This window comes from Streptomyces kryoterrae (genome assembly GCF_054072135.1).
Window position 1 is genome coordinate 6,295,974 of record NZ_CM133358.1, and the last position, 21,999, is coordinate 6,317,972.

21 protein-coding genes are annotated in these 21,999 nt (G+C 68.1%); 12 read left to right on the forward strand and 9 right to left on the reverse strand.

Annotation, left to right across the window (positions count from 1 at the left end; genetic code table 11):
* Positions 1–590 precede the first annotated feature (590 nt).
* From infA to truA, 7 genes are all read left to right on the forward strand, one after another.
* On the forward strand, positions 591–812 hold the full coding sequence (infA, locus tag ACW4TU_RS27925) for a translation initiation factor IF-1 (RefSeq protein ID WP_003948620.1): 222 nt from the start codon (positions 591–593) through the stop codon (positions 810–812).
* A 209-nt stretch (positions 813–1,021) separates the two neighbouring features.
* Positions 1,022–1,135 (forward strand): 50S ribosomal protein L36, encoded by a 114-nt coding sequence (rpmJ, locus tag ACW4TU_RS27930; RefSeq protein ID WP_003998809.1) that lies wholly within the window; start codon positions 1,022–1,024, stop codon positions 1,133–1,135.
* Between the two features lie 234 nt (positions 1,136–1,369).
* The gene (gene rpsM / locus ACW4TU_RS27935; protein ID WP_053746337.1) at positions 1,370–1,750 is read left to right on the forward strand and encodes a 30S ribosomal protein S13; all 381 of its coding nucleotides are present in this window, start codon (positions 1,370–1,372) and stop codon (positions 1,748–1,750) included.
* Between the two features lie 69 nt (positions 1,751–1,819).
* Positions 1,820–2,224 (forward strand): 30S ribosomal protein S11, encoded by a 405-nt coding sequence (gene rpsK, locus ACW4TU_RS27940; RefSeq protein ID WP_006376016.1) that lies wholly within the window; start codon positions 1,820–1,822, stop codon positions 2,222–2,224.
* 143 nt (positions 2,225–2,367) lie between these two features.
* Positions 2,368–3,390 carry a DNA-directed RNA polymerase subunit alpha gene (locus tag ACW4TU_RS27945; RefSeq protein WP_457417496.1) on the forward strand — a complete coding sequence of 341 codons (1,023 nt, stop codon included), beginning with the start codon at positions 2,368–2,370 and terminating at the stop codon, positions 3,388–3,390.
* Between the two features lie 183 nt (positions 3,391–3,573).
* Positions 3,574–4,092, forward strand: coding sequence for a 50S ribosomal protein L17 (gene rplQ, locus ACW4TU_RS27950; protein WP_457417497.1), 519 nt, complete (start codon positions 3,574–3,576; stop codon positions 4,090–4,092).
* Positions 4,093–4,181: 89 nt separating this feature from the next.
* Positions 4,182–5,027, forward strand: a complete 846-nt coding sequence (gene truA, locus ACW4TU_RS27955; RefSeq protein ID WP_457417498.1) for a tRNA pseudouridine(38-40) synthase TruA — start codon at positions 4,182–4,184, stop codon at positions 5,025–5,027.
* Between the two features lie 61 nt (positions 5,028–5,088).
* Here truA and ACW4TU_RS27960 read toward each other — a convergent pair whose 3' ends face one another.
* From ACW4TU_RS27960 to ACW4TU_RS27990, 7 genes are all read right to left on the reverse strand, one after another.
* Positions 5,089–7,098, reverse strand: coding sequence for an acyltransferase family protein (locus ACW4TU_RS27960; protein WP_457417499.1), 2,010 nt, complete (start codon positions 7,096–7,098; stop codon positions 5,089–5,091).
* Between the two features lie 53 nt (positions 7,099–7,151).
* On the reverse strand, positions 7,152–8,252 hold the full coding sequence (manB, locus tag ACW4TU_RS27965; RefSeq protein WP_457417500.1) for a mannose-1-phosphate guanylyltransferase: 1,101 nt from the start codon (positions 8,250–8,252) through the stop codon (positions 7,152–7,154).
* Positions 8,253–8,272: 20 nt separating this feature from the next.
* Positions 8,273–9,514 (reverse strand): glycoside hydrolase family 113, encoded by a 1,242-nt coding sequence (locus tag ACW4TU_RS27970; protein ID WP_457417501.1) that lies wholly within the window; start codon positions 9,512–9,514, stop codon positions 8,273–8,275.
* 19 nt (positions 9,515–9,533) lie between these two features.
* On the reverse strand, positions 9,534–10,985 hold the full coding sequence (locus tag ACW4TU_RS27975) for a glycosyltransferase family 2 protein (protein ID WP_457417502.1): 1,452 nt from the start codon (positions 10,983–10,985) through the stop codon (positions 9,534–9,536).
* A gap of 262 nt (positions 10,986–11,247) precedes the next feature.
* Entirely contained in the window at positions 11,248–12,567 is a 1,320-nt protein-coding gene (locus ACW4TU_RS27980; protein WP_457417503.1) for a glycoside hydrolase family 26 protein, read from the reverse strand.
* Between the two features lie 10 nt (positions 12,568–12,577).
* Entirely contained in the window at positions 12,578–12,955 is a 378-nt protein-coding gene (locus ACW4TU_RS27985; RefSeq protein ID WP_457417504.1) for a hypothetical protein, read from the reverse strand.
* Between the two features lie 31 nt (positions 12,956–12,986).
* On the reverse strand, positions 12,987–13,901 hold the full coding sequence (locus ACW4TU_RS27990; protein ID WP_457417505.1) for a hypothetical protein: 915 nt from the start codon (positions 13,899–13,901) through the stop codon (positions 12,987–12,989).
* 428 nt (positions 13,902–14,329) lie between these two features.
* Between ACW4TU_RS27990 and rplM the strand changes: the two genes are divergently transcribed.
* The 3 genes from rplM (at position 14,330) to glmM (ending at position 17,009) form a co-directional block, all read left to right on the forward strand.
* A complete protein-coding gene (rplM, locus tag ACW4TU_RS27995; RefSeq protein WP_006376008.1) occupies positions 14,330–14,773 on the forward strand; it encodes a 50S ribosomal protein L13 in 444 nt (147 codons plus the stop codon).
* Between the two features lie 42 nt (positions 14,774–14,815).
* Positions 14,816–15,352 (forward strand): 30S ribosomal protein S9, encoded by a 537-nt coding sequence (gene rpsI / locus ACW4TU_RS28000; RefSeq protein ID WP_006376017.1) that lies wholly within the window; start codon positions 14,816–14,818, stop codon positions 15,350–15,352.
* A gap of 298 nt (positions 15,353–15,650) precedes the next feature.
* Positions 15,651–17,009 (forward strand): phosphoglucosamine mutase, encoded by a 1,359-nt coding sequence (glmM, locus tag ACW4TU_RS28005; RefSeq protein WP_457417506.1) that lies wholly within the window; start codon positions 15,651–15,653, stop codon positions 17,007–17,009.
* A gap of 109 nt (positions 17,010–17,118) precedes the next feature.
* Here glmM and ACW4TU_RS28010 read toward each other — a convergent pair whose 3' ends face one another.
* Together ACW4TU_RS28010 and coaA are read right to left on the reverse strand one after the other, a co-directional pair.
* Positions 17,119–18,060: a DUF389 domain-containing protein gene (locus tag ACW4TU_RS28010; RefSeq protein WP_457417507.1), complete on the reverse strand. Its 942-nt coding sequence runs from the start codon at positions 18,058–18,060 to the stop codon at positions 17,119–17,121.
* Positions 18,061–18,105: 45 nt separating this feature from the next.
* The gene (gene coaA, locus ACW4TU_RS28015) at positions 18,106–19,074 is read right to left on the reverse strand and encodes a type I pantothenate kinase (protein ID WP_457430339.1); all 969 of its coding nucleotides are present in this window, start codon (positions 19,072–19,074) and stop codon (positions 18,106–18,108) included.
* A gap of 217 nt (positions 19,075–19,291) precedes the next feature.
* Between coaA and ACW4TU_RS28020 the strand changes: the two genes are divergently transcribed.
* On the forward strand, positions 19,292–20,062 hold the full coding sequence (locus ACW4TU_RS28020; RefSeq protein ID WP_457417508.1) for a hypothetical protein: 771 nt from the start codon (positions 19,292–19,294) through the stop codon (positions 20,060–20,062).
* A gap of 85 nt (positions 20,063–20,147) precedes the next feature.
* On the forward strand, positions 20,148–21,995 hold the full coding sequence (gene glmS, locus ACW4TU_RS28025) for a glutamine--fructose-6-phosphate transaminase (isomerizing) (protein WP_457430340.1): 1,848 nt from the start codon (positions 20,148–20,150) through the stop codon (positions 21,993–21,995).
* Positions 21,996–21,999 lie beyond the last annotated feature (4 nt).

Sequence of the window (21,999 nt, forward strand, 5' to 3'; positions counted from 1 at the left end):
ATGGACCCATGGACCCATGGACCCATGGACCCATGGACCCGGCCGGGACTGTGTCTCCGGATGTTGGCGTGGGCTGCGTCCCCTGCGTCCGGCTCGGGGCTGTGTTCCTGGACCCGGGGGCCTGTGCGGGGCTTCGCTCCTGGGGCCCAGGCGGGGTTGTGCTCCTGAACCCGGGGGCCGGCCGGGGCTGTGCCCCTGGGTCTTGGCGGGGGCTGGCCTCCGGATCCTGGTGGGGGCTGCGGTCCCTGGAATTCGGCCCTGGGCCCTGGGCCCTGGGCCCGGGGGCCCGGGCTCTGACGAGGGCTGCGTGTTCTGGGTTCCGGGGCTCCGGGAGCCTTGCTCGGGTGCTCGGGTGCGTTGGCTCTGTGCTGTGTCGGGACGGTGGGGGCTGTCCGTCGTACGCCGTTGTGGGGCTGGGGAAGACCCCGTGCTGGTTAAGGATCACGGGTGCGGGGCATCCTTCCTCGATTCGTCTTTCCGGGTGTGCTGACGTAGACTGACTCGTCGGCTCTCGTGCACCCGCATGTCCGCATGCGCCCATCAGGGAACGCATGGGAGTCGATCAAGGTAGTCGATTCGAAGGGCGAAGCGTGGCCAAGAAGCAAGGTGCCATCGAGATCGAGGGCACTGTCGTCGAGTCTCTTCCGAACGCGATGTTCAAGGTTGAGCTCCAGAACGGCCACCAGGTCCTGGCACACATCAGCGGCAAGATGCGTATGCACTACATCCGCATCCTCCCTGACGACCGGGTCGTGGTGGAGCTGTCTCCGTACGACCTGACTCGTGGCCGGATCGTCTACCGGTACAAGTGAGCCTGGGCGGGTCTCGTACTCGCCCCGGCGGCCGGGAGGGTCGTCGTCGGACAGGGTTTCACCTGTCAAACTCTCCGGAGCGATCCAGGGGAGAGTCTTCCTGATCAGTCAATTCAGTCAGGAAGAGAACTTCAGCGATACAAGTAGATCTTTATTCTCGCCCTCCGTCTGCACCTGGCGTGGGGCACTGACCCGGAGAACCTCACCCCATGAAGGTCAAGCCGAGCGTCAAGAAGATCTGCGACAAGTGCAGGGTGATCCGCCGTCATGGTCGGGTCATGGTCATCTGCGAGAACCCGCGCCACAAGCAGCGCCAGGGCTGACGCAGGACCCACCTTCTGCACCCGCAGAAATTCGCGCGACGCGAGCAGCAGTACATGTTCATACGCAGGGCCCAGGTCCGAAGTTCGGTGATTCGACGTTCGTGGTTTGTAGTCGATCATCGTTCAGTGGAGCTGATACCCCCGGTCGGAGGCCGGGGACCCAGTTCGTACCTCATACGGCGGCTGGGAAACGGCCTTGTGGAAGACCTCCGAAACGACAACTGGAGCCATTGAATGGCACGCGTTTCCGGTGTTGACATCCCGCGTGAAAAGCGTGTGGAGGTCGCCCTCACCTACGTGTTCGGCATCGGCCGGACCCTCTCCCAGCTGACGCTGGCGGAGACTGGCGTGGACCCGAACACCCGTGTTCGGGACCTCTCCGAGGAGCAGCTCGTCGCGATCCGCGAGTACGTGGACGCCAACATCAAGACCGAGGGTGACCTCCGTCGCGAGATCCAGGGCGACATTCGCCGGAAGATCGAGATCGGCTGCTACCAGGGTATTCGCCACCGCCGTGGCCTGCCCGTCCACGGTCAGCGCACCAGCACGAACGCTCGTACCCGCAAGGGCCCGCGTCGCGCCATCGCCGGCAAGAAGAAGCCGGGCAAGAAGTAGTCCTCAGCGGACAACGCTTCATCAGCGGTCTTCGCTGTAGGACCGACCACCTCCCCGTAGGAGTAGTAGATGCCCCCCAAGGGTCGTCAGGGCGCTGCCAAGAAGGTGCGCCGCAAGGAAAAGAAGAACGTCGCTCATGGGCACGCTCACATCAAGAGCACGTTCAACAACACGATCGTCTCGATCACGGACCCCGCGGGCAACGTGATCTCCTGGGCCTCCGCCGGCCACGTCGGCTTCAAGGGCTCGCGCAAGTCCACCCCCTTCGCCGCGCAGATGGCCGCCGAGTCGGCCGCCCGCCGCGCGCAGGAGCACGGCATGCGCAAGGTTGACGTCTTCGTCAAGGGTCCGGGTTCGGGTCGTGAGACGGCCATCCGTTCGCTCCAGGCGACGGGTCTCGAGGTCGGCTCCATCCAGGACGTCACCCCCACCCCGCACAACGGCTGCCGTCCGCCGAAGCGCCGCCGCGTCTGATCTTCAGATCTTCCGATCTGGCGCACGGTTGCTTGTTGGTTTGAGGTTTCGGGCGGTATGGCTCCTTGGAGCCGTATCGCCCGTACCCTTGTATTACTGGTCGGGCATCAAATAGCGGGTGTCCACGACTGAAGGATCTCCACATGCTGATCGCTCAGCGTCCCTCGTTGGCCGAAGAGGTCGTCGACGAGTTCCGCTCCCGGTTCGTCATCGAGCCGCTGGAGCCGGGATTCGGCTACACCCTCGGTAACTCCCTCCGCCGGACTCTTCTGTCCTCGATTCCGGGTGCGGCTGTCACCAGCATCCGCGTCGACGGCGTTCTGCACGAGTTCACCACCGTGCCGGGTGTCAAGGAGGACGTCACCGACCTCATCCTCAACATCAAGCAGCTCGTGGTCAGCAGTGAGCACGACGAGCCGGTCGTCATGTACCTGCGTAAGCAGGGTCCGGGTGTCGTCACCGCCGCCGACATCGCGCCGCCGGCCGGTGTCGAGGTGCACAACCCCGACCTCGTCCTCGCCACGCTCAACGGCAAGGGCAAGCTGGAGGTGGAGCTGACCGTCGAGCGCGGTCGCGGCTACGTCTCGGCTGTGCAGAACAAGCAGGTGGGTCAGGAGATCGGGCGTATTCCGGTCGACTCGATCTACTCGCCGGTTCTGAAGGTCACGTACAAGGTCGAGGCCACGCGTGTCGAGCAGCGCACCGACTTCGACAAGCTGATCGTCGACGTCGAGACCAAGCAGTCCATGCGTCCCCGTGACGCCATGGCGTCGGCCGGTAAGACGCTGGTCGAGCTGTTCGGGCTCGCCCGTGAGCTCAACATCGACGCCGAGGGCATCGACATGGGCCCGTCCCCGACCGATGCCGCACTGGCCGCTGATCTTGCGCTGCCGATCGAGGAGCTTGAGCTCACCGTTCGGTCGTACAACTGCCTGAAGCGTGAGGGCATCCACTCCGTGGGTGAGCTCGTGGCTCGTTCCGAGGCGGATCTGCTGGACATTCGTAACTTCGGTGCGAAGTCGATCGACGAGGTCAAGGCCAAGCTCGCCGGGATGGGTCTCGCTCTCAAGGACTCGCCTCCCGGGTTCGACCCGACCGCCGCGGCTGACGCCTTCGGTGCCGACGACGACGTGGATGCGGGTTTTGTGGAGACCGAGCAGTACTAAGATCTCGGGATTCACGGTTTGCTGATTTTGGGTGCGGGTGCGCTGTGTCTGATCACGCAGTTCCCCGTGCTCCTTCCGAGCATCGCCTCTTCGGGGCTTTGCCCGGATCTTCGACGGGCATCCGCCCGCTCGGATACTGACTTCGGTACCTGATACGGCCGGGGCAGACACCTAGGAGAAACCATGCCGAAGCCTGCCAAGGGCGCCCGTCTGGGCGGCAGTGCCGCGCACGAGAAGATGCTTCTCGCGAACCTCGCGAAGTCGCTCTTCGAGCACGGCAAGATCACGACCACCGAGGCGAAGGCGCGCCGGCTCCGTCCGTACGCCGAGCGTCTGGTCACCAAGGCGAAGAAGGGCGACCTTCACAACCGCCGCCAGGTCCTCCAGGTCATCACGGACAAGAGCATCGTCCACACGCTCTTCACCGAGATCGGCCCGCGCTACGAGAACCGCCCGGGTGGTTACACCCGTATCACCAAGATCGGTAACCGTCGTGGCGACAACGCGCCCATGGCTGTCATCGAGCTGGTGGAGGCCCTGACCGTGGCCCAGCAGGCCACCGGTGAGGCCGAGGCGGCGACCAAGCGTGCCGTCAAGGAAGACACGCTCAAGAAGGACGAGGCTGTCGAGGCCAAGTCCGACGAGGTCGTCGAGGACGCCAAGCCGGCCGACGAGGCCGCCGAAGAGTCCAAGGACGCCTGAGCTTCGGTTCGCGTCTGAGCGGGTCCGCCCTACGGGCGGGCCCGCTTTCGCGTTTCCGTGGCCTGCCCCAGTGCTGAGAGGATTTCCCTGTGAGTGATGACGTAGAGCCCGGGTTCGTACGGGTGCGGCTGGACCTTTCCTATGACGGCACCGCGTTCTCCGGGTGGGCCAGGCAGCCCGGGGGGCGGCGGACCGTGCAGGGGGAGGTCGAGGACGCCCTGCGGACGGTGACCCGGTCCGGGGAGACCAGGTACGAGCTGACCGTGGCCGGGCGTACCGATGCCGGGGTGCATGCCCGGGGGCAGGTCGCCCATGTCGATCTGCCGGTGGAGGTGTGGGGCGAGCACCGGGAGAAGCTGCTCAAGCGGCTTGCCGGGCGGCTCGGCAAAGACGTGCGGGTGTGGAGTGCGGTAGAGGCGCCGGCCGGGTTCAACGCGCGGTTCGCCGCCCTGTGGCGGCGTTACGTGTACCGGGTCGGGGATCGGGCCGGCGGGGTGGATCCGCTGCTGCGCAACCATGTGCTGTGGCACGACTGGGAGTTGGATGTCGCAGATATGGACGCTGCCGCCAAGTCCCTTGTCGGGGAGCATGACTTCGCCGCGTACGCGAAGAAGCGCGAGGGGGCGTCGACCGTTCGCGAGGTTCTCGACTTCGGGGTGCGGCGGAGGCTGGACGGCGTCGTCGAGATCGAGGTCCGCGCCGACGCCTTCTGCCACAACCAGGTGCGGTCCATGGTCGGCGCGCTGCTGTTCGTGGGCGACGGGCACCGGGGGGTCGAGTGGCCGCGGCGGGTGCTGGACGCGCGGGTGCGTGACAGCGCCGTGCACGTCGTACGGCCGTACGGGCTGACCCTGGAGGAGGTCGCCTATCCGGCGGACGAGTTGCTGGCGGAGCGGCAGCTTCAGGCGCGGCGGGTACGGGGCGAGGTGCACTGAAGGGGGAGGAGGGGGCAGGGGGCTCCGTGGTGGGTGGTGCGGAGCCCCCTGCCTCGTCGGGTCAGCCGGCCAGGGCCTTCTTGAAGGTCGGCTCCAGGAACGGCTCCAGGGATCTGGCGTAGCTGCCGGTCATGTGGCTGTTGTCCCAATAGACCACGTGTCCGCCGATCACGGCCGGGCAGTAACCGTCCGCGCAGAAGGCGGGGAGCGTGTTGATGACCGTGGCCCCGTACTGCTCGGCCACCTCGCGTTCCAGCAGCCGGAACTTGGGGAGATCGACAGCGGTCTCGGACTTCAGGGTGCACTCGCCGGGGGTGTCCGAGTGCTCGGCCAGACAGTCCGGGACGCTGAAGGTCGGCTTCGGGGTGTCGGTCAGGTAGATGAGGTTCGTCCCCATTGCCTTGAGCGTCTTGAACGTTTCCTCGGCGCCCTCGCGCACAGTGGTGTACTGGACGCGGTTGGCCACCGCGATGACGTCCGGCTTGAGTTTCCTGATGTAGTCGAGTGCGGTCTTCCGCCACTTGGGGCACTCGGTGTATTCGCGTCCCAGGTCCTCGCGCGAGATCTGGTAGACCTCGGGAGAGCAGCCGCTCTTGATGACGGTGATGACCTTGACGTGCAGCTTGCGGCCGAGCGCGTCGAAGGTGTTGCCCCACTGGTAGGCGTGCGAATCGCCCAGCAGCACCAGGGTCCTGTCGGACTCCGTGTCGCCGATGACGCACTCGTCGCGCGGGGTGAAGCCGGTGACCAGCAACTGGTCGATGCAGCCGTGGTCGCCCCGGTCTTTCGGGGACTTCAGGAGCACGCTCTGGCTGACCTTGGGGTCGGCCCGCTCGCTCACCGCCTGCTCCACCGACCTGGTGCCGGTGAATCCGGTGACGGCGGCGGCGGTTCCCGCGGTGCCGAAGGACAGATTCAGCGGGACCTGGAGGGCGACCACCATGGCGACGGCGGAGGTGGCGGTCAGGGTGCCGCCGGTGAGGATGCCTCGCCAGGGGCGGACGACCAGCTTCATGTTGTCCCTGAACCGCTTCTCGACGATGAAGTGCATCAGGATGGCCAGGAAGAAGGAGGCGACCGCCACCCGGAAGCGGTCGGAGTAGCCGAACTCCCAGTCGATGATGTGGGGCCAGAGGATCAGCAGCGGCCAGTGCCACAGGTACCAGCCGTAGCTGACCTTGCCGATGAAGTCGAAGACGGGGTTGTCGAGGATCTTCTCGGCGCCGAAGCCGGGGTTCGCGCACCCGCCGGCGATGATCATCCCCGCACCGAGTACGGGGCCTGCGACGGCGTACCCCGGCAACGGGGTGTCCTCCGTGATGAGCAGACCTGTGACGAGGGTGGTGCCGAGGCCGAGCCAGGAGACGGACGCGGCGAGAGCCAGGGGTATGCGGGACAGCAGCGGTGCCCACAGGGCGAGCAGGACGCCGAAGGTGAGCTCCCAGATGCGGGTGTGGGTGCCGAAGTAGGCCAGCGGCTGGTTCGTCGTGGTCTGGGTGTACCCCAGGTAGAACGAGCCGCCCACCACGGCCATGAGGAACGCCCCGACCAGGAGGCGGTTGCGGAAGAGGGTTCGGCTGAGCCAGGCCACGGCGACGAGCACGATCGGCACGGCGAGGTAGAACTGCTCCTCGATGCCCAGCGACCAGAAGTGCTGGTAGGGCGACTGGGTGCCGTCGTTTGCGAAGTAGTCGGTGCCGTTCTCGGCGAGGCGCCAGTTGATGACGCTCAGGGAGGAGGCGAGTCCGTCGTCCATGTACTCGCGGAACCTGAACGGGCTCGCGTAGATCCAGGACAGGACGCCCACGACGACGATGGTGAAGGCGGCGCCGGGCGCCAGACGCCGGAAGCGACGGGCCCAGAACCTGCTCAGGGACACCTTGCCGGTCTTCTCGATCTCGGCGAGGAGCTGGCTGCCGATGAGGAAGCCGCTGAGCACGAAACTGACGTCCACGCCGCCGTGGATGTCGAGGATGCCGCAATGCATGCTGACCACCATGAGGATGGCGACGGCACGCAGGCCCTGAATGTCGGGCCGGTACTTGCGAAGGCGCTCTTCGCTCGCGGCCATTGAACGGTGGCGGGTCACGGTTCTCCAGTAACTGTCCGGGCTGGCCGGAGACTTCAGTGGACTGTCGGGCAGGCGACAGCCGTGCCGCTGACACGTACGCCCTGGGCGGGGATGCGGATGCCGCACGACAGCCGTAGCTGGGCGGGGAGCTCGTTCTGGGCGCCGACATGCGAGTGGCAGCCCACGACGACCTCGCGAAGAATCGATTCGCTGCCGATCGAGGAGTCGTGGTCCACCACGGACTCGTGGACCTGGGCCCCCGCGGCCACGGTGACGTTCCCGCCGATGATGGAGCGGTCGACGAGCGTGTGCGCGCCGATGACCGCGTGCGGGCCGATCGTCGAGCCGCCCGTGACACGGGCGGTCGGGTCGACCGTGGCCGTGGGGTGGATCAGGGCTTCGGCCGGCCGCCCCACCAGGGGAGAGGCCGCCTTGCCGGTGACCAGGTCGGCGGAGCCGTGGACGAAGGCCAGCGGGGTGCCGAGGTCACGCCAGTAGTCGGCCGTCGTACGGCCGAACACGCGCCGTCCCGCGGCGACGAGCTGCGGGAAGGTCTCCTGCTCGACGGAGACCTCACGGTCGGCCGGGATGGCGTCGAGGACGGACCGGCGGAAGACGTAGCAGCCGGCGTTGATCTGGTCGGTGACGCACTCCTCCGCCGTCTTCGGCTTCTCCAGGAAGGACAGCACCCTTCCGGCCTCGTCGGTGGGGACCAGGCCGAAGGCGCGCGGGTCGGCGACCCGGGTGAGATGCAGTGTCACATCCGCTTCCCGGGCCCCGTGGTGCTCCAGGAGGGCACGCAGGTCCACGCCGGACAGGATGTCGCCGTTGAGGATGAGGACCGGCGCGTCCGCCGAGTCGCCGCGCAGCATGCGCCCGGCGTTGCGGATCGCCCCGCCGGTGCCGAGCGGCACGTCCTCGACGGCGTAGGAGATCTCCAGGTCCTGCGAGAAGCCCTTGAACTCCGTCTCGAAGAGGCTGGCGAGATACGAGGTCGCGAACACGACGTGTCCCACCCCGGCGTCCATCAGCTTGGCGATCTGGTGCCGGATGAAGGAGGAGCCCGCGACGCCCAGCAGGGGCTTCGGGGTGTGGTTGGTCAGCGGGCGCAGGCGTGTTCCCTGGCCGCCCACGAGGATGATGGCTTCCTGCATGATTGCCTCGCTCTCAGCTCTCAGCTCTCGGTCTTGGTACCAGGGCCCGCGTAGCCGGAGCCGAAGCAGGTTCTGATGGCCTTCTCGGTGAGGGGGCGTCCGGCGAAGTCGAGCCGGGAGGCGGTCTTGTCGTCAGGCGCGTCGTTCGGGTCGTCGTCGAAGCGGACCGACCACCAGTAGACGCCTTGCATCTGGCGTTCCTGGACGACCTGACAGACGGCCGTGTACCAGTTGGCCTGCACCTTCGGGTTGACCGCCCGCCTGGCGTAGAAGTCGCCAGGAGCGTGGTAGGCGCCGTTCATGGCGCCGATGCCGGACTCGGAGACGAGGATGTTCGGCAGCTTGCCGGTGGCCTTCTTGTCCAGCCAGTCGTTCCAGCCGTCGGCCAGCGTCTTGACGGGCGCGGTGTCCGCCACCTTCACGGGGAAGTAGGCGTCGACGCCGAGGTGGCCGACCGGCATGTTGATGCGTCCGGAGACGTAGTTGTCCCAGTTGGCGTCGTAGGAGACCTCACCGGAGAAGGCCTGCTCGGCGTAGGAGACCAGACCGTCCCAGCCGACGTCGCCCTCCAGGGAGTTGAGCTCCGTGCCGATCACGAAGGTGTTCGCCTTCGCCTCGCCGGCGACCTTGAGGTACGGGGTGAGGAGCTTCTTGTACGAGACGAACCAGGCGGAGCGCGAGGCGGGATCGATGTTGCCGCGCCAGCCGTTCCCCTGCAGGGAGCCCTCGTCCATGATCGGGCGGAGCGTGGTGCGGAAACCGGCGTCCTTGAACACCTTCAGCACCCGCTGGACGCGCTCCGGGGACGGGGTTTTCGGGCCGGCCGAGAGTTCGTTCGACGTGGAGCCCTCGATGTAGAAGGGGAAGGAGAGAGACACCGAGTTCGTCCCCAGGCCGATGAGATAGTTGGCCTGCTTGCGGGCCTGGTTCTCGATGAACGTGTCGGAACGTCTTGGCTTCTCCTCCTCCCAGTAGACCTGTACGCCCCACTGCGCCATGCCGGCCTTCCAGGGCTTGGCGACCTTGAGCGCGTCGTCGGCGGTCGAAGAGGGGTCCGAGGAGTCGGGGGAGGACGAGGCGCCCGTACCGGAGGAGCCGTCGGACGGGGTGCCGGAGTCCTCGCTGTCGCCCCTGACGATCTTGGGCAGGACCGAGCCGGACTCCCAGCGCACCGGGTGGTTGCCGAGGACGAAGGGGGTGCCCAGTACGAGGGTGAGGACGGTCACCGGGAAAATGGCCAGCAGAGGCAGTCGCGTGCGCATGTCAGTTGTCTTCCGGGGCTCAGGCGGGCTTGGCGATCACGACGAACTTGTTCTCCTCGCGCCGGACGAACTTCAGGAATCCCTGGAAGCCGCCGAGTCCCTCCAGTACGGAGAAGACGGGGATGAGAGCGACCACCACGATCGGCTCCCACCACTTGCGCCGCCCGCTGACCGAGGCGAGCGCGTTCAGCCGCAGCCCCTCCCAGTAGGTCCAGATCACGTAGGCGAAGTTGAGGGCCCACAGGATCACCACGGACTGGGTCACGGGCGAGGTGTTCATGTCGTTGATGAGCCAGCCGAAGAGCAGCACCGCGGTGATGTGCTGGAGCGGGCCGAGGATCCAGGTGACCACGCAGATCGACAGGAACCAGCGGTAGCGCCACGGCACGGCCTTGTTGCAGCAGAGCGCCACCAGACCCCAGGCCCACCGGTCGCGCTGCTTGATGAAGTCGCGTGCGGTGGAGGGGGAGGCGCCGTAGCAGCGGCCGTTGAACCAGTCGCTGCGGCCGGGGTAGAGGCGGCAGAAGGTCAGGGCGAGGCGGGCGTCCTCGACGATCTCCTTGGGGCCGAAGTCCCAGCCGATCTCGGCCTCGATCGACGCGCGTAGGACGAGCAGCTCGCCGTGCACACCGGCAGCCGGGGTCCCCATGCCGGTCAGCGCGCGGAAGCGGGCGATGTCGTCGGCGGGGCGTACCGCGTCGGCGAGCCAGGTGAAGAGGTTGACCGCGTTCTCGCGCGGGTAGGTGAGGATGCCCTGGGCCATGTGCTTGGCCTTGTCGGGGTGGGCGCGCCGCTGCCGGTTGATGAACTGGGCGAGCGCGGACGCCGTGTCGGGGCCGACACCCGTGTCGTCGTCCATGTGCAGGACCCAGACGTCCTCGAGGGCCTCGCCCTCATCGATGCGCAGCTCGTGGGCGTAGTGGTTGGCGCGGGCCTTGAAACGGGTGCCGTTGGCCGGAACGTACGTCTTGGGGACGGTGACCACCCGCATCAGGGGGTGGGCGGCGGCGAGCCGGTCGATGTCCTCCGTCGCCTCGCAGCCCTCCTCGGTGAGGATGTCGACACGCATGTACGGGAACCACTGCGGCATGTGCTCGACATAGGAGAGCACCGAGCGCTCCAGAGCCGGGTAGGTGTCGTGCCGGCCGATGGTCGGGCAGAGAATGATCAGGAAGTCCTGGCCGGCCGGGGTGGGCGGGGCCATCCGGTCGCTCTTGCGGACCCGGCGGCGGATCAGCAGGGCGCCCTGGATCCCGACCATCACACCGACCACCGGAAGAGACCAGACGACGGTGAGGATCCAGCTCAGTGGTGATGAGCTGGGCCGGTAGGTCCACAGCCCGAGGGCGACCAGCAGGACGAAGGGCAGCAGGAACGGGATGATCCCCGGCTTCCACCTCGCGGTGCGTTTGGCCAGCTTCGCGCCGTGCCGCGAGAGCGGTACTTCATCGTCGACGACGATTGTGGACATGACTTTTGGAACCCCCCGTGAGATCTGTCGTGCGCTGAGGCAGTCACGGATCTCGGCCAGGGCACGTCGAAGCGCGCCGTGGCAGGCCAGTCTGGGTTTCCATGCCCCCCCAACGCCGTCATTGGCGTCATCCGACGTTTGCCAGTCAGAAGCCCCCCCGGGCTTCCTTGAATCGACTGGTATCGGCCGAATAGAAAGGTGATCCTTGCATGTACAGGCGGATCAATGGAACAGCTGTGAGGATGATGTGCTTAAGATTTAATCAATTCACGTCTTGAGCCGTGATGACGCGTCGAGAGTGATAAGTCAGTTTCACATCGTCCGCGGTGTTCCGCTGTGACAGTGCCTGGCCCCACACCGTCCACAACACCCAGGGCGTTCTGGCCAGGGTCCGGGGCTGGGCGGCGTTGAGCGGTACGTGGAGGGATTCGGACACGATCCGCGGTCTGCGGTACTCCTCCAGGCCCCGGTACCACACCTCGGTCCAGGCTTCGCCGGCGAAGGGCCGGGCCGGGGAGTCGCTGTAGTCGTCGACGCCCACGACGTCCACGTAGCGCCCGCCCGGGTAGTACGCGCCGGGTTCCCGACCGTAGGAACCGTCCCAGGAGTTCGGCGCCCATACGAAGACCAGGTTGTGCAGTCCGCGCCGGCGCACGAGGAAGTCGTACGTCAGCCGCCACAGCGTCCGGAACGCGGCCGGGTCCTGGCCCGCCCACCAGAAGCCCTTGCCGGGCGCCGTGTTCATCTCGTGGTACGGCCGCAGCAGCACCGGCACCCCGCGCTCGGCGAGATAGCCCAGGTGGTCGGCGAGATAGGCGAGGTCCTGCAGCAGGGCACGGTGCTCGGCGGTGCCCCGGGTCGCCACCTGGGCGAACCAGCGCGCGTCCTTGGCGGCCGGGGAGTTGCGGTGCAGGGTCTGTGGGAAACCCTTGACGGGGCTGCCCGGGTACGGCTGGTGGAAGGAGAACCCGACCAGACCCGCCGGAGCACCCCCGTTGTGCGGCAGGGACACCTCGGCACCGGACGCGCACTCCCGGTGCGTGCCGGAGGGACGGTACGAGCCGTCGGCCGCCCGGGGCAGTCCCGCCCACACGCCGACGGCGAGATCGACGGCGTCGTCGACGTACCCCCAGTACGGGCGGCAGCTCGGCCAGGCACCCGAGTAGGAGCGGGCCTCTCCCACCGCCCAGCCGGGACGGCCGTAGCCGGGGCCGAGGTCCAGCTCCACGAAGGCGGGCAGGCGGCCGGTGATGTCCCGGGCCTTGCGGTAGTAGTAGCCCGGTTGCTTCAGGCCCCGGTAGTCGCCGTACCGCTCGTTGTACCGCTCGTTGTGCAGCTCCAGGTGCTGGCCGATCACCGTGCGGCTCGGGCGGCCCCGGCGGGCGGTGTTCTCCAGGTTCGCCAGCATCGCGTACACGCGGCGCGTCTCGGGCGTCGCCTCCGGATCACGGTTCCGCAGATCGGTCGGCACCAGCCGGGGCTCCGCCGCGCTGTCCGGCCCCTCGGGCCAGGCCCATACCGCCAGGGGAGCCAGCAGCGCCGCCCCCGCCGCGGCTCCGACGAGCCTTACCCGCCCCCGCATGTCCAACGCGCTACGCCGGTTCCACGACGAGCCACGCCACGGTCGGGGTCTCGCCCGCGACTCCCTTGACGGAGAACGACGCTCCGGCCGCGCGGGCCGCGACGTGGGCGACGCCGGCCGGGGTTCCGCCCGGGGACCGCACGGTGAGGAAGATGCGGCTGGTCGCCGTGACCGCGGTGGTCGCGACGGTGACCGCCGTGGCGCCGTCCAGGGTGAGGGTGGCCATTCTCGCGTTGATGCCCTCCTTCACTCTCAGACCCTTTCCGGCCAGGCCCGCCACGACGTCCGGGCCGGAGCTGCCGACCTGGGCCGCGGCGAGGCGGCCCCGGCTGATGTCCCGGCCCGACGACTTACGACCGATGGCCGACGATCGGTGGTTGTCGGCCATCGCGAGCGGGGGAAACGGGTCCCGGGGTGTACTACTGGCTGGCCGCCGAAGCCTGGGCCTCGCCGCGGCGTCTGATCTGGCGGAAGGCGAACTCGGCCAGGTCGTCGCCCGTGGTGAAGACGGCCGTGCTCTTCGTCGTCACGTTCTTGCCGTCGGTGAAGCCGGCGATCGTGAAGTAGGCGTAGCGGCCGTAGGAGTTGGTCGTCGAGCGGCAGATCGCCGCGCGGCAGAAGGTCGGGACACCGCCGCCGGACAGGGACTCGACGATGCTCTTCTTGTCCGCCGTGGCCTTGACCTTCGTGGCCTGCGCCTCGGTGTCGAAGACGGCCACGCCGACCGTCACCGCGATGCCGTCCTTGCTGTACGTGACGCGCAGGAAGCGCGTGCACCCGTTGTCCGTGAGGATCTTCGGAAGGGTGCTCTTCGCGGCCGACGCGCAGTTCGTCGTGTCGCCGGTCGGGCCCTTCTTGTAGAGGCGCTCGCCCATCGTCAGCTGCGTACCGGGGAAGAGGGTGTCCGGGCTCAGCTCCGCCGTGTCCTTCTTCGCACTGGATATGAAGTCCTTCGGATCCAGCGGCGGCGGGGCGCTCGTCGGCGAAAAGGACGGCACAGTCGAGGTGGTGCCGCTGGGGATGTCCGCGGTGGCGGGCAGGCCGGAGGTCGGCTTGTTGGAGGCCTGACTGTTGCCGTCCGCGTTGACCACGGCCATCGCGACGGCCGCGCCCACGCCGACGGTGGCCACCGCGGCCCCGACGATCAGCAGGAGTCTGCGGCGTCTGTTACGGGTCTCGGACGCGTCGGCGAGCGCCGCCCAGTCGGGGGCCTGGCCGCCGATCTGGCCGCCCCACGGCTGCTGCGGGGCCCGGCCGCTCTGGTCGTCCCACGGTTGTTGCGGGGAATTCGGTTTCCAGGGATCCCACTGAGGTCCCCCCTGCCCAAAGCTCATGGGCGCATCTTAGACGCCGTGCAACCCCTGTGCCGATGCGTCTCAGGGCCTTCTCATGGGCCACAGGAGCAACGTTCTCCGGGTCCGGTCGGGGTTCGGTCGGGGTTCAGGCGGGTTTCTCACGCACCGGCCCGTACTGTCCGTTGCGGCGGCCGTTGGGCGGGTCTACACGTGCCCGTCCGCCTGTGTTCGCCCCGCGCCCGCCGAGCTCGTTTTGACCCGTCCGGGGCAGCGCGGGTAGCCTGGGCGTTCGTTATGCGTATCGGCCTGGTCGTTCTCACGCGAGAGGCCCTTGCGTAGGTTCCCTGGAGCAGTTTCCAGTGGGCGGCATACGGGCGTCGGTCCCGGCACTGCCGTCCCCAGCTGCACGATCGCTTCAGTGATGCCATGTGTCAGGACCCATCCACTGAAGAAGCGAAGGCTACGAAGTGCGTACGTTCAGCCCTAAGCCCGGCGACATCACTCGCCAGTGGTACGTCATCGACGCCCAGGATGTCGTCCTGGGCCGTCTGGCCACCACTGCCGCGAACATTCTGCGGGGCAAGCACAAGCCGATTTACGCGCCCCACGTCGACGCTGGTGACTTCGTCATCATCATCAACGCCGACAAGGTGCACCTCTCCGGCAACAAGAAGACCCAGAAGATGGCGTACCGCCACTCCGGTTACCCGGGTGGTCTGCGCTCCGTCCGTTACGACGAGCTTCTGGCGAAGAACCCCGAGAAGGCCGTCGAGAAGGCCATCAAGGGCATGATCCCCAAGAACACCCTGGGCCGTCAGTGCCTGTCGAAGCTGAAGGTCTACTCGGGCGACCAGCACCCCCACGCTGCCCAGCAGCCGGTGCCGTTCGAGATCACCCAGGTCGCGCAGTAGTTCCGGCCACCCCCTAAGACGTAGAGAATTCTGAGGAGAATCGTGGCCGAGACCACTGTCGAGCAGCCGCTCGACGAGAACGCCGATGTCGAGTTCGAGAACGCCGACGTCGAGAGCTACACCACCGAGTCCGAGGCGCCCGTAGCCGAGGGCGAGTACTCGGAGGCCCTCGACGGCCGCTTCGGCGACCCGCAGCCGGCCGCCGGCCTGGGCCGTCGCAAGAACGCCATCGCCCGCGTCCGGATCGTCCCGGGCACCGGCAAGTGGAAGATCAACGGTCGCACCCTTGAGGACTACTTCCCCAACAAGGTGCACCAGCAGGAAGTCAACGAGCCCTTCAAGGTGCTCGAGCTCGACAACCGCTACGACGTTGTCGCCCGCATCACGGGTGGCGGCGTCTCCGGCCAGGCCGGCGCCCTGCGCCTCGGTGTGGCCCGCGCGCTGAACGAGGCCGACGTGGACAACAACCGCGGCGCCCTCAAGAAGGCCGGCTTCCTCCGTCGCGACGACCGTGCGGTCGAGCGCAAGAAGGCCGGTCTCAAGAAGGCCCGTAAGGCCCCGCAGTACAGCAAGCGTTAATCGCTCCGCTGTTCTCGGACGTTTCACACGTCTCGTACGCATCGCCCCGGCGGCACTTTCCGTGCCGTCGGGGCGGTTCGTTTACAGGGGACGGCAGTCGTCAGAGGCTCCTGGCTACCTATCACAGGCCTGCGGCACAGGATCGGGGAACGCTCCCGACAGCCTGGAAACAGGCACAGGGGATATACGTAGCCAGGTCGGGCATGGACACTCGGCATGAGCCGCACGACACGCAGGCACCTCAGCGCATGAGCCGTATGTACAGTGCGCACATTTCCAGCATCTTCGGAGGACACCAGTGGGACGACTCTTCGGCACGGACGGCGTGCGCGGTGTCGCCAACGTGGACCTGACGGCCGAGCTGGCTCTCGGCCTGTCCGTCGCGGCGGCCCATGTACTCGCCGAGGCGGGTTCGTTCGAGGGCCACCGGCCGGTCGCCGTGGTCGGACGGGACCCACGTGCGTCGGGGGAGTTCCTGGAGGCCGCCGTGGTCGCGGGCCTCGCCAGCGCGGGCGTCGACGTCCTGCTGGTCGGCGTGCTGCCCACCCCGGCGGTCGCCTTCCTCACCGCCGAGCTGGAGGCCGACCTCGGCGTGATGCTCTCGGCCAGCCACAACGCCATGCCGGACAACGGCGTCAAGTTCCTGGCCCGCGGCGGCCACAAACTCGACGACGAGCTGGAGGAGCGCATCGAGGCCGTGTACGAGGAGCACCGCACCGGCGCTCCCTGGGACCGTCCGACGGGCGGCGGCGTGGGCCGCGTGCGGTCGTACGACGAGGGCTTCGAGCAGTACGTCACCCATCTCGTCGGGGTGCTTCCGAACCGACTGGACGGTCTGAAGGTCGTGCTGGACGAGGCGCACGGCGCTGCCAGCCTGGTCTCGCCCGAGGCGTTCACCCGGGCCGGCGCCGAGATCGTCACCATCGGTGCGGAGCCGGACGGCCTCAACATCAACCTCGGCTGCGGCTCCACCCACCTCGGCAAGCTCCAGGCCGCCGTCCTCGAACACGGCGCCGACCTCGGCATCGCGCACGACGGTGACGCCGACCGCTGCCTCGCCGTCGACCACACCGGCGAGGAGGTGGACGGCGACCAGATCATGGCCGTACTCGCGCTGGCGATGCGGGAGCGCGGCGTACTGCGTGCCGACACCGTTGTCGCGACGGTGATGTCCAACCTGGGCTTCAAGCTGGCGATGGAGCGGGAAGGGCTGTCCCTGATCCAGACTGCGGTCGGGGACCGCTATGTGCTGGAGGAGATGAAGGAGCACGGGTACGCGCTGGGTGGTGAGCAGTCCGGGCACGTGATCATCTCGGACCACGCGACCACCGGTGACGGGACGCTGACCGGGCTGCTGCTGGCGGCTCGGATCGCGCAGACCGGTCGTACGCTGAAGGATCTCGCGGCCGTGATGGTGCGGTTGCCGCAGGTGCTGGTGAACGTGCCGGATGTCGACCGGACCCGGGTGGGTTCTTCGGCCGAGCTGGCGGCTGCGGTTGCTGATGCCGAGCGTGAACTGGGGGCTACCGGGCGGGTGTTGTTGCGGCCTTCCGGGACCGAGCCGTTGGTTCGGGTGATGGTCGAGGCGGCGGACATCGATCAGGCCCGGTCTGTGGCTGGGCGGTTGGCGGATGTGGTGAAGTCCGCACTTGGGTAGTTGGCGGTGCCTGGTGCGGGGTGGCGGATCGGGTTCGTTGCGGGCTGCCTGACCGTTGTGGCTTGTCGCGCCCGCGCGGCGGAGCCGCGAATGGCAGAGCCCCGCGCCCCTATCGGGCGCGTTGTTGCCGGCGTTGCGTCGTTGACCACAGCCATTTCTGGGCCAGCAACGTGAGCGTGGCGGCCAGGACGATGCCCAGGAGGTTCAGGAGGAGCTGTTTCGTGGAGCCCCAGGTCTGGCCCATGTCGCCGTAGCTCAGTGCCACGGCGGCGTTGGCCGCGGCCGGGATCGTGGTCACGGAGATGGCCACACCGACCAGGGCGCCGGACTTCGCGGACGTCAGGGAGAGCGTGCCGGCGATGCCCGCGAGGGCGGCGACGACGAACGAGAACCAGTCGGGCGCGTAGACGAAGCCGGTGTTGGGGCGCTCCGCCTCCAGTTTCGCCTCGGTGAACAGGCCGACGGCGTCCATGAAGTGGCTGAAGCCGACCGTCACCAGCATCGCCGCGGCGAAGCCCACCAGCAGGGCGGTCAGGGAGCGGGCCGCCAGTCTCGGGTGGCGTTGGACCAGGGCTGTGCTCAGGCCGGCCAGGGGGCCGAACTCCGGGCCCACCGCCATCGCGCCCACGATCAGGATCGCGTTGTCGAGGACCACACCGCAGGCCGCGATCATCGTGGCGAGGGTGATGAAGGCGACGTACGTGATCGACAGTGTCGACTCCTCGTGCGTCGCGTCCGCGAGGTGCTCCCACAGGACCGCGTCCGCGCCCTCGCCCGGCGCCTCCTTCTCCGCCTTGTCGGCGCGCTTGGAGAGCGACAGGTCGATGTTCTCCACGGCGATCGAACCGGTCGTGTCGAGGCCCAACTCGCGCAGACCGGCGATGAGTTCGTCGCCCGCCTCCCGGGCCACGTCACACATCACGACGTCCCCGGCGGGGTTGCGGGCGGCGCCGGGAAGGACGACGAGGTGGGTGGTGCCGACCGTCTTCTCGATCAGGCGGACCACGTCGTTGGTCCTGTCGGCCGGGGTGATGAGGCGTAGGTGGAGCATGGGGGCAGGGTAACCGGGCCATGTGCGGCGCAGGTTGTGGCGGGGCTACAGCTTGCGCAGGCTGAGCCGTTGCACCTTGTGGTCCGGGCCCTTGCGGATGATGAGGGTGGCGCGGCCCCGGGTGGGGGCCACGTTCTCCAGGAGGTTCACCTTGTTGATGGTGCGCCAGGTGGTGCGCGCGTAGTCCAGGGCCTCCTCCTCCGACACCTGCGTGTACTTGCGGAAGTACGAGGACGGGTTCTGGAACGCCGTCTCGCGCAGCCGGCGGAAGCGGTGGAGGTACCAGCGCTCGATGTCCTCGGGGCGGGCGTCGACGTACACGCTGAAGTCGAAGTAGTCGGCGAGGCCGACGCGGGTGCGGCCGTCGCTGCCGGGGAGGGCGGGCTGGAGGACGTTCAGGCCCTCGACGATCAGGATGTCGGGGCGGCGGACCGTGAGCCTCTCGCCGGGGACGATGTCGTAGATGAGGTGGGAGTAGACGGGGGCCGTGACCTCGTCCTTCCCGGCCTTGATGTCCGCGACGAAGCGGGTGAGGGCCCGGCGGTCGTACGACTCGGGGAAGCCCTTGCGCGACATCAGGCCACGGGACGTCAGCTCCTCGGTGGGGAGCAGGAAGCCGTCCGTGGTCACCAGTTCCACGCGCGGGTGTTCGGGCCAGCGGGAGAGCAGCGCCTGGAGGAGTCGGGCGACGGTCGACTTGCCTACGGCCACCGATCCCGCGACTCCTATGACGAACGGCGTGCCGGTCTGGGCGCCCTGTTCGCCCAGGAAGGTGTTCAGGGCGCCTCTCAGGCCGTCCGTGGCGCCGATGTAGAGGTTGAGGAGGCGGGAGAGCGGGAGGTAGATGTCCCGCACCTCGTCGAGGTCGATGACATCGCCCAGACCGCGCAGCTTCTCCACCTCCTCGGCGGTGAGGGGGAGGGGCGTCTTGTCGCGCAGCGCACTCCACTCGGCGCGGGTGAGGTCGACGTAGGGAGTCGCCTCCGGCCGCTGCCGGTGGGCGCTCCGGGGCATCGAGGAGATCGGAGAGATCACAGTCCATTGTTACGGGAGTGTGGACGGGGTGGGGAGCGGAGTGAGGTGGAGTGCGTCACGCCGGGGTGCGGCACTTGTGTCACGAGTGGGTTTCGAATGCGGGTTCGATGATCTTCCTGTGGGGTCCGTACGTAAAGTACGTGCAAAGCAGCTGTCACGAAGATCCAAAGAGCCCGAAGAGAAAGAGCTTTCCCCCTTGAGGAACACCGTCGTTCGCCGTACCGCACTCACCGCCTCCGTTGCCGCGCTCGCCCTTCTCGGCACCGGCTGCGGTAGCTCCCCCGAACCCGCCGCGACCGTCGGCGGCGACAAGGCCGACGGGGGAAAGACCGTCGCCAAGGCGCTCACCGCCGCCGAGCTGGCGAAGGCCGCGCTCGTGCAGGCGGACGTCAAGAGCGGGACCCTCGGCGAGAAGGTGCCCGCGAAGGACGACATCGCCCAGGACAAGGTGACGTCGACGGACGCCGCGTGCGCGCCGCTCGCGTACCTCCAGTCCGCCACCTACGTCGGCAAGCCGGCGGCCGTGGTGAAGCGGACCTGGAAGGGCGACGCCGAGAAGCCCGCCGCCGGGGCGAGTGAGGAGGACCAGTTCCTCGCCGCCCTCGACCTGGAGCAGGCCGTCATCACGCTGGCCTCCTACGAGGACGGCGGCGCCGAGCAGGCCATGAAGGACCTCGACACGGCCGCCACGAAGTGTGCCGGAGGGTTCGCCTACACCGTGGGCGGTACGAAGACCGACGCCGCGAAGGTGGCGACCACCACGGCGCCTGAGGGAGCCGACGAGGCGCTCGCCCTGACGGTGAGTGTGGACGCCGAGGGCGTGAAGGCGCCGATGAAGAGTGTGGTCGTCCGCAAGGGCGCCACCGTCGTCTACATCCCCTCCGTCAACTTCGCCGCGGCCTCCAGCGGCAAGGACTTCACCTTCCCCACGGAGCTCGTGGACGCGCAGCTGGCCAAGCTCGGCTGAGCCGGTTCCTGCCAGGGGCAGGAATTTCCGATATCGGGCACGTGCTGCCCCGGTGTGGCGCGTGTTCGATCGTAGGCTGCGCGGTATGTGCGGAATCGTGGGTTACGTGGGGTCGCAGTCTGCTCTCGATGTCGTGATGGCCGGGCTGAAGCGGCTGGAGTACCGGGGGTACGACTCGGCCGGGGTGGCTGTGCTGGCCGATGGCGGGCTGGCCGGTGCCAAGAAGGCCGGGAAGCTCGTCAACCTGGAGAAGGAACTCGTCGAACGGCCACTGCCGGCCGGCGGTACGGGCATCGGGCACACCCGGTGGGCCACCCACGGCGGGCCGACCGACGCCAACGCCCACCCGCATCTCGACAACGCCGGGCGCGTCGCCGTCGTCCACAACGGGATCATCGAGAACTTCGCCTGTCTGCGGGCGGAGCTGGCCGAGCGGGGGCACGAACTCACCTCCGAGACCGACACCGAGGTCGTCGCCCATCTGCTCGCCGAGGAGTTCTCCTCCTGCGCCGATCTGGCCGAGGCCATGCGGCTCGTCTGCCGGCGGCTGGAGGGTGCGTTCACGCTGGTCGCGGTGCATGCCGACGAGCCGGACGTGGTGGTCGGGGCGCGGCGGAACTCGCCGCTCGTGGTGGGCGTCGGAGAGGGCGAGGCCTTTCTCGCCTCGGACGTCGCCGCGTTCATCGCCCACACGCGGTCGGCGATCGAGCTGGGTCAGGACCAGGTGGTGGAGCTGCGCCGGGACGGCGTCACGGTGACGGGCTTCGACGGCAGTGCGGGGGACGCGCGGTCGTACCACGTCGACTGGGATGTGTCGGCCGCGGAAAAGGGGGGCTATGACTACTTCATGCTCAAGGAGATCGCCGAGCAGCCCAAGGCTGTCGCCGACACCCTGCTGGGCCGGATCGACGCGGCGGGCTCACTGACGCTCGACGAGGTGCGGATTCCCGCGAGTGCGCTGCGGGAGGTCGAGAAGGTCGTCGTCGTCGCCTGCGGTACGGCCTTCCACGCCGGGTTGATCGCCAAGTACGCCATCGAGCACTGGACGCGCATCCCGTGCGAGGTGGAGCTGGCGAGCGAGTTCCGGTACCGGGATCCCATCCTCGACTCGCGGACCCTGGTCATCGCCATCTCCCAGTCCGGCGAGACCATGGACACCCTGATGGCGTTGCGGCACGCCCGCGAGCAGGGTGCCAGGGTGCTGGCCGTCTGCAACACCAACGGTTCGACGATCCCGCGCGAGTCGGACGCCGTGCTGTACACGCACGCGGGGCCCGAGGTCGCCGTCGCCTCGACCAAGGCGTTCCTCACGCAGCTGGTGGCCTGCTATCTGGTCGCCCTGTATCTGGGGCAGGTGCGCGGCACCACGTGGGGCGACGAGATCCGGGCCGTCGTGCGGGACCTGGCGGACATCTCCGGTGCGGTCGAGCGGGTGCTGGAGACCATGGAGCCCGTGCGGGAGCTGGCGCGTTCGCTCGCCGACAAGAACACGGTGCTGTTCCTGGGGCGGCACGTCGGGTATCCGGTGGCGCTGGAGGGCGCGCTCAAGCTGAAGGAGCTGGCGTACATGCACGCGGAGGGCTTCGCCGCGGGCGAGTTGAAGCACGGGCCCATCGCGCTGATCGAGGAGGACGTGCCGGTCGTCGTGGTCGTGCCCTCGCCGCGTGGACGGTCCGTCCTCCACGACAAGATCGTGTCCAACATCCAGGAGATCAGGGCCCGGGGTGCGCGGACCATCGTCATCGCGGAGGAGGGGGACGAGACGGTGGTGCCGTACGCGGACCACCTGATCCGCGTTCCGGCCACCCCGACTCTGCTGCAGCCGCTCGTCGCCACCGTGCCGTTGCAGGTCTTCGCCTGTGAGCTGGCTACGGCTCGGGGCAACGAGGTGGACCAGCCCCGGAACCTGGCGAAGTCGGTGACGGTGGAGTAGGCGG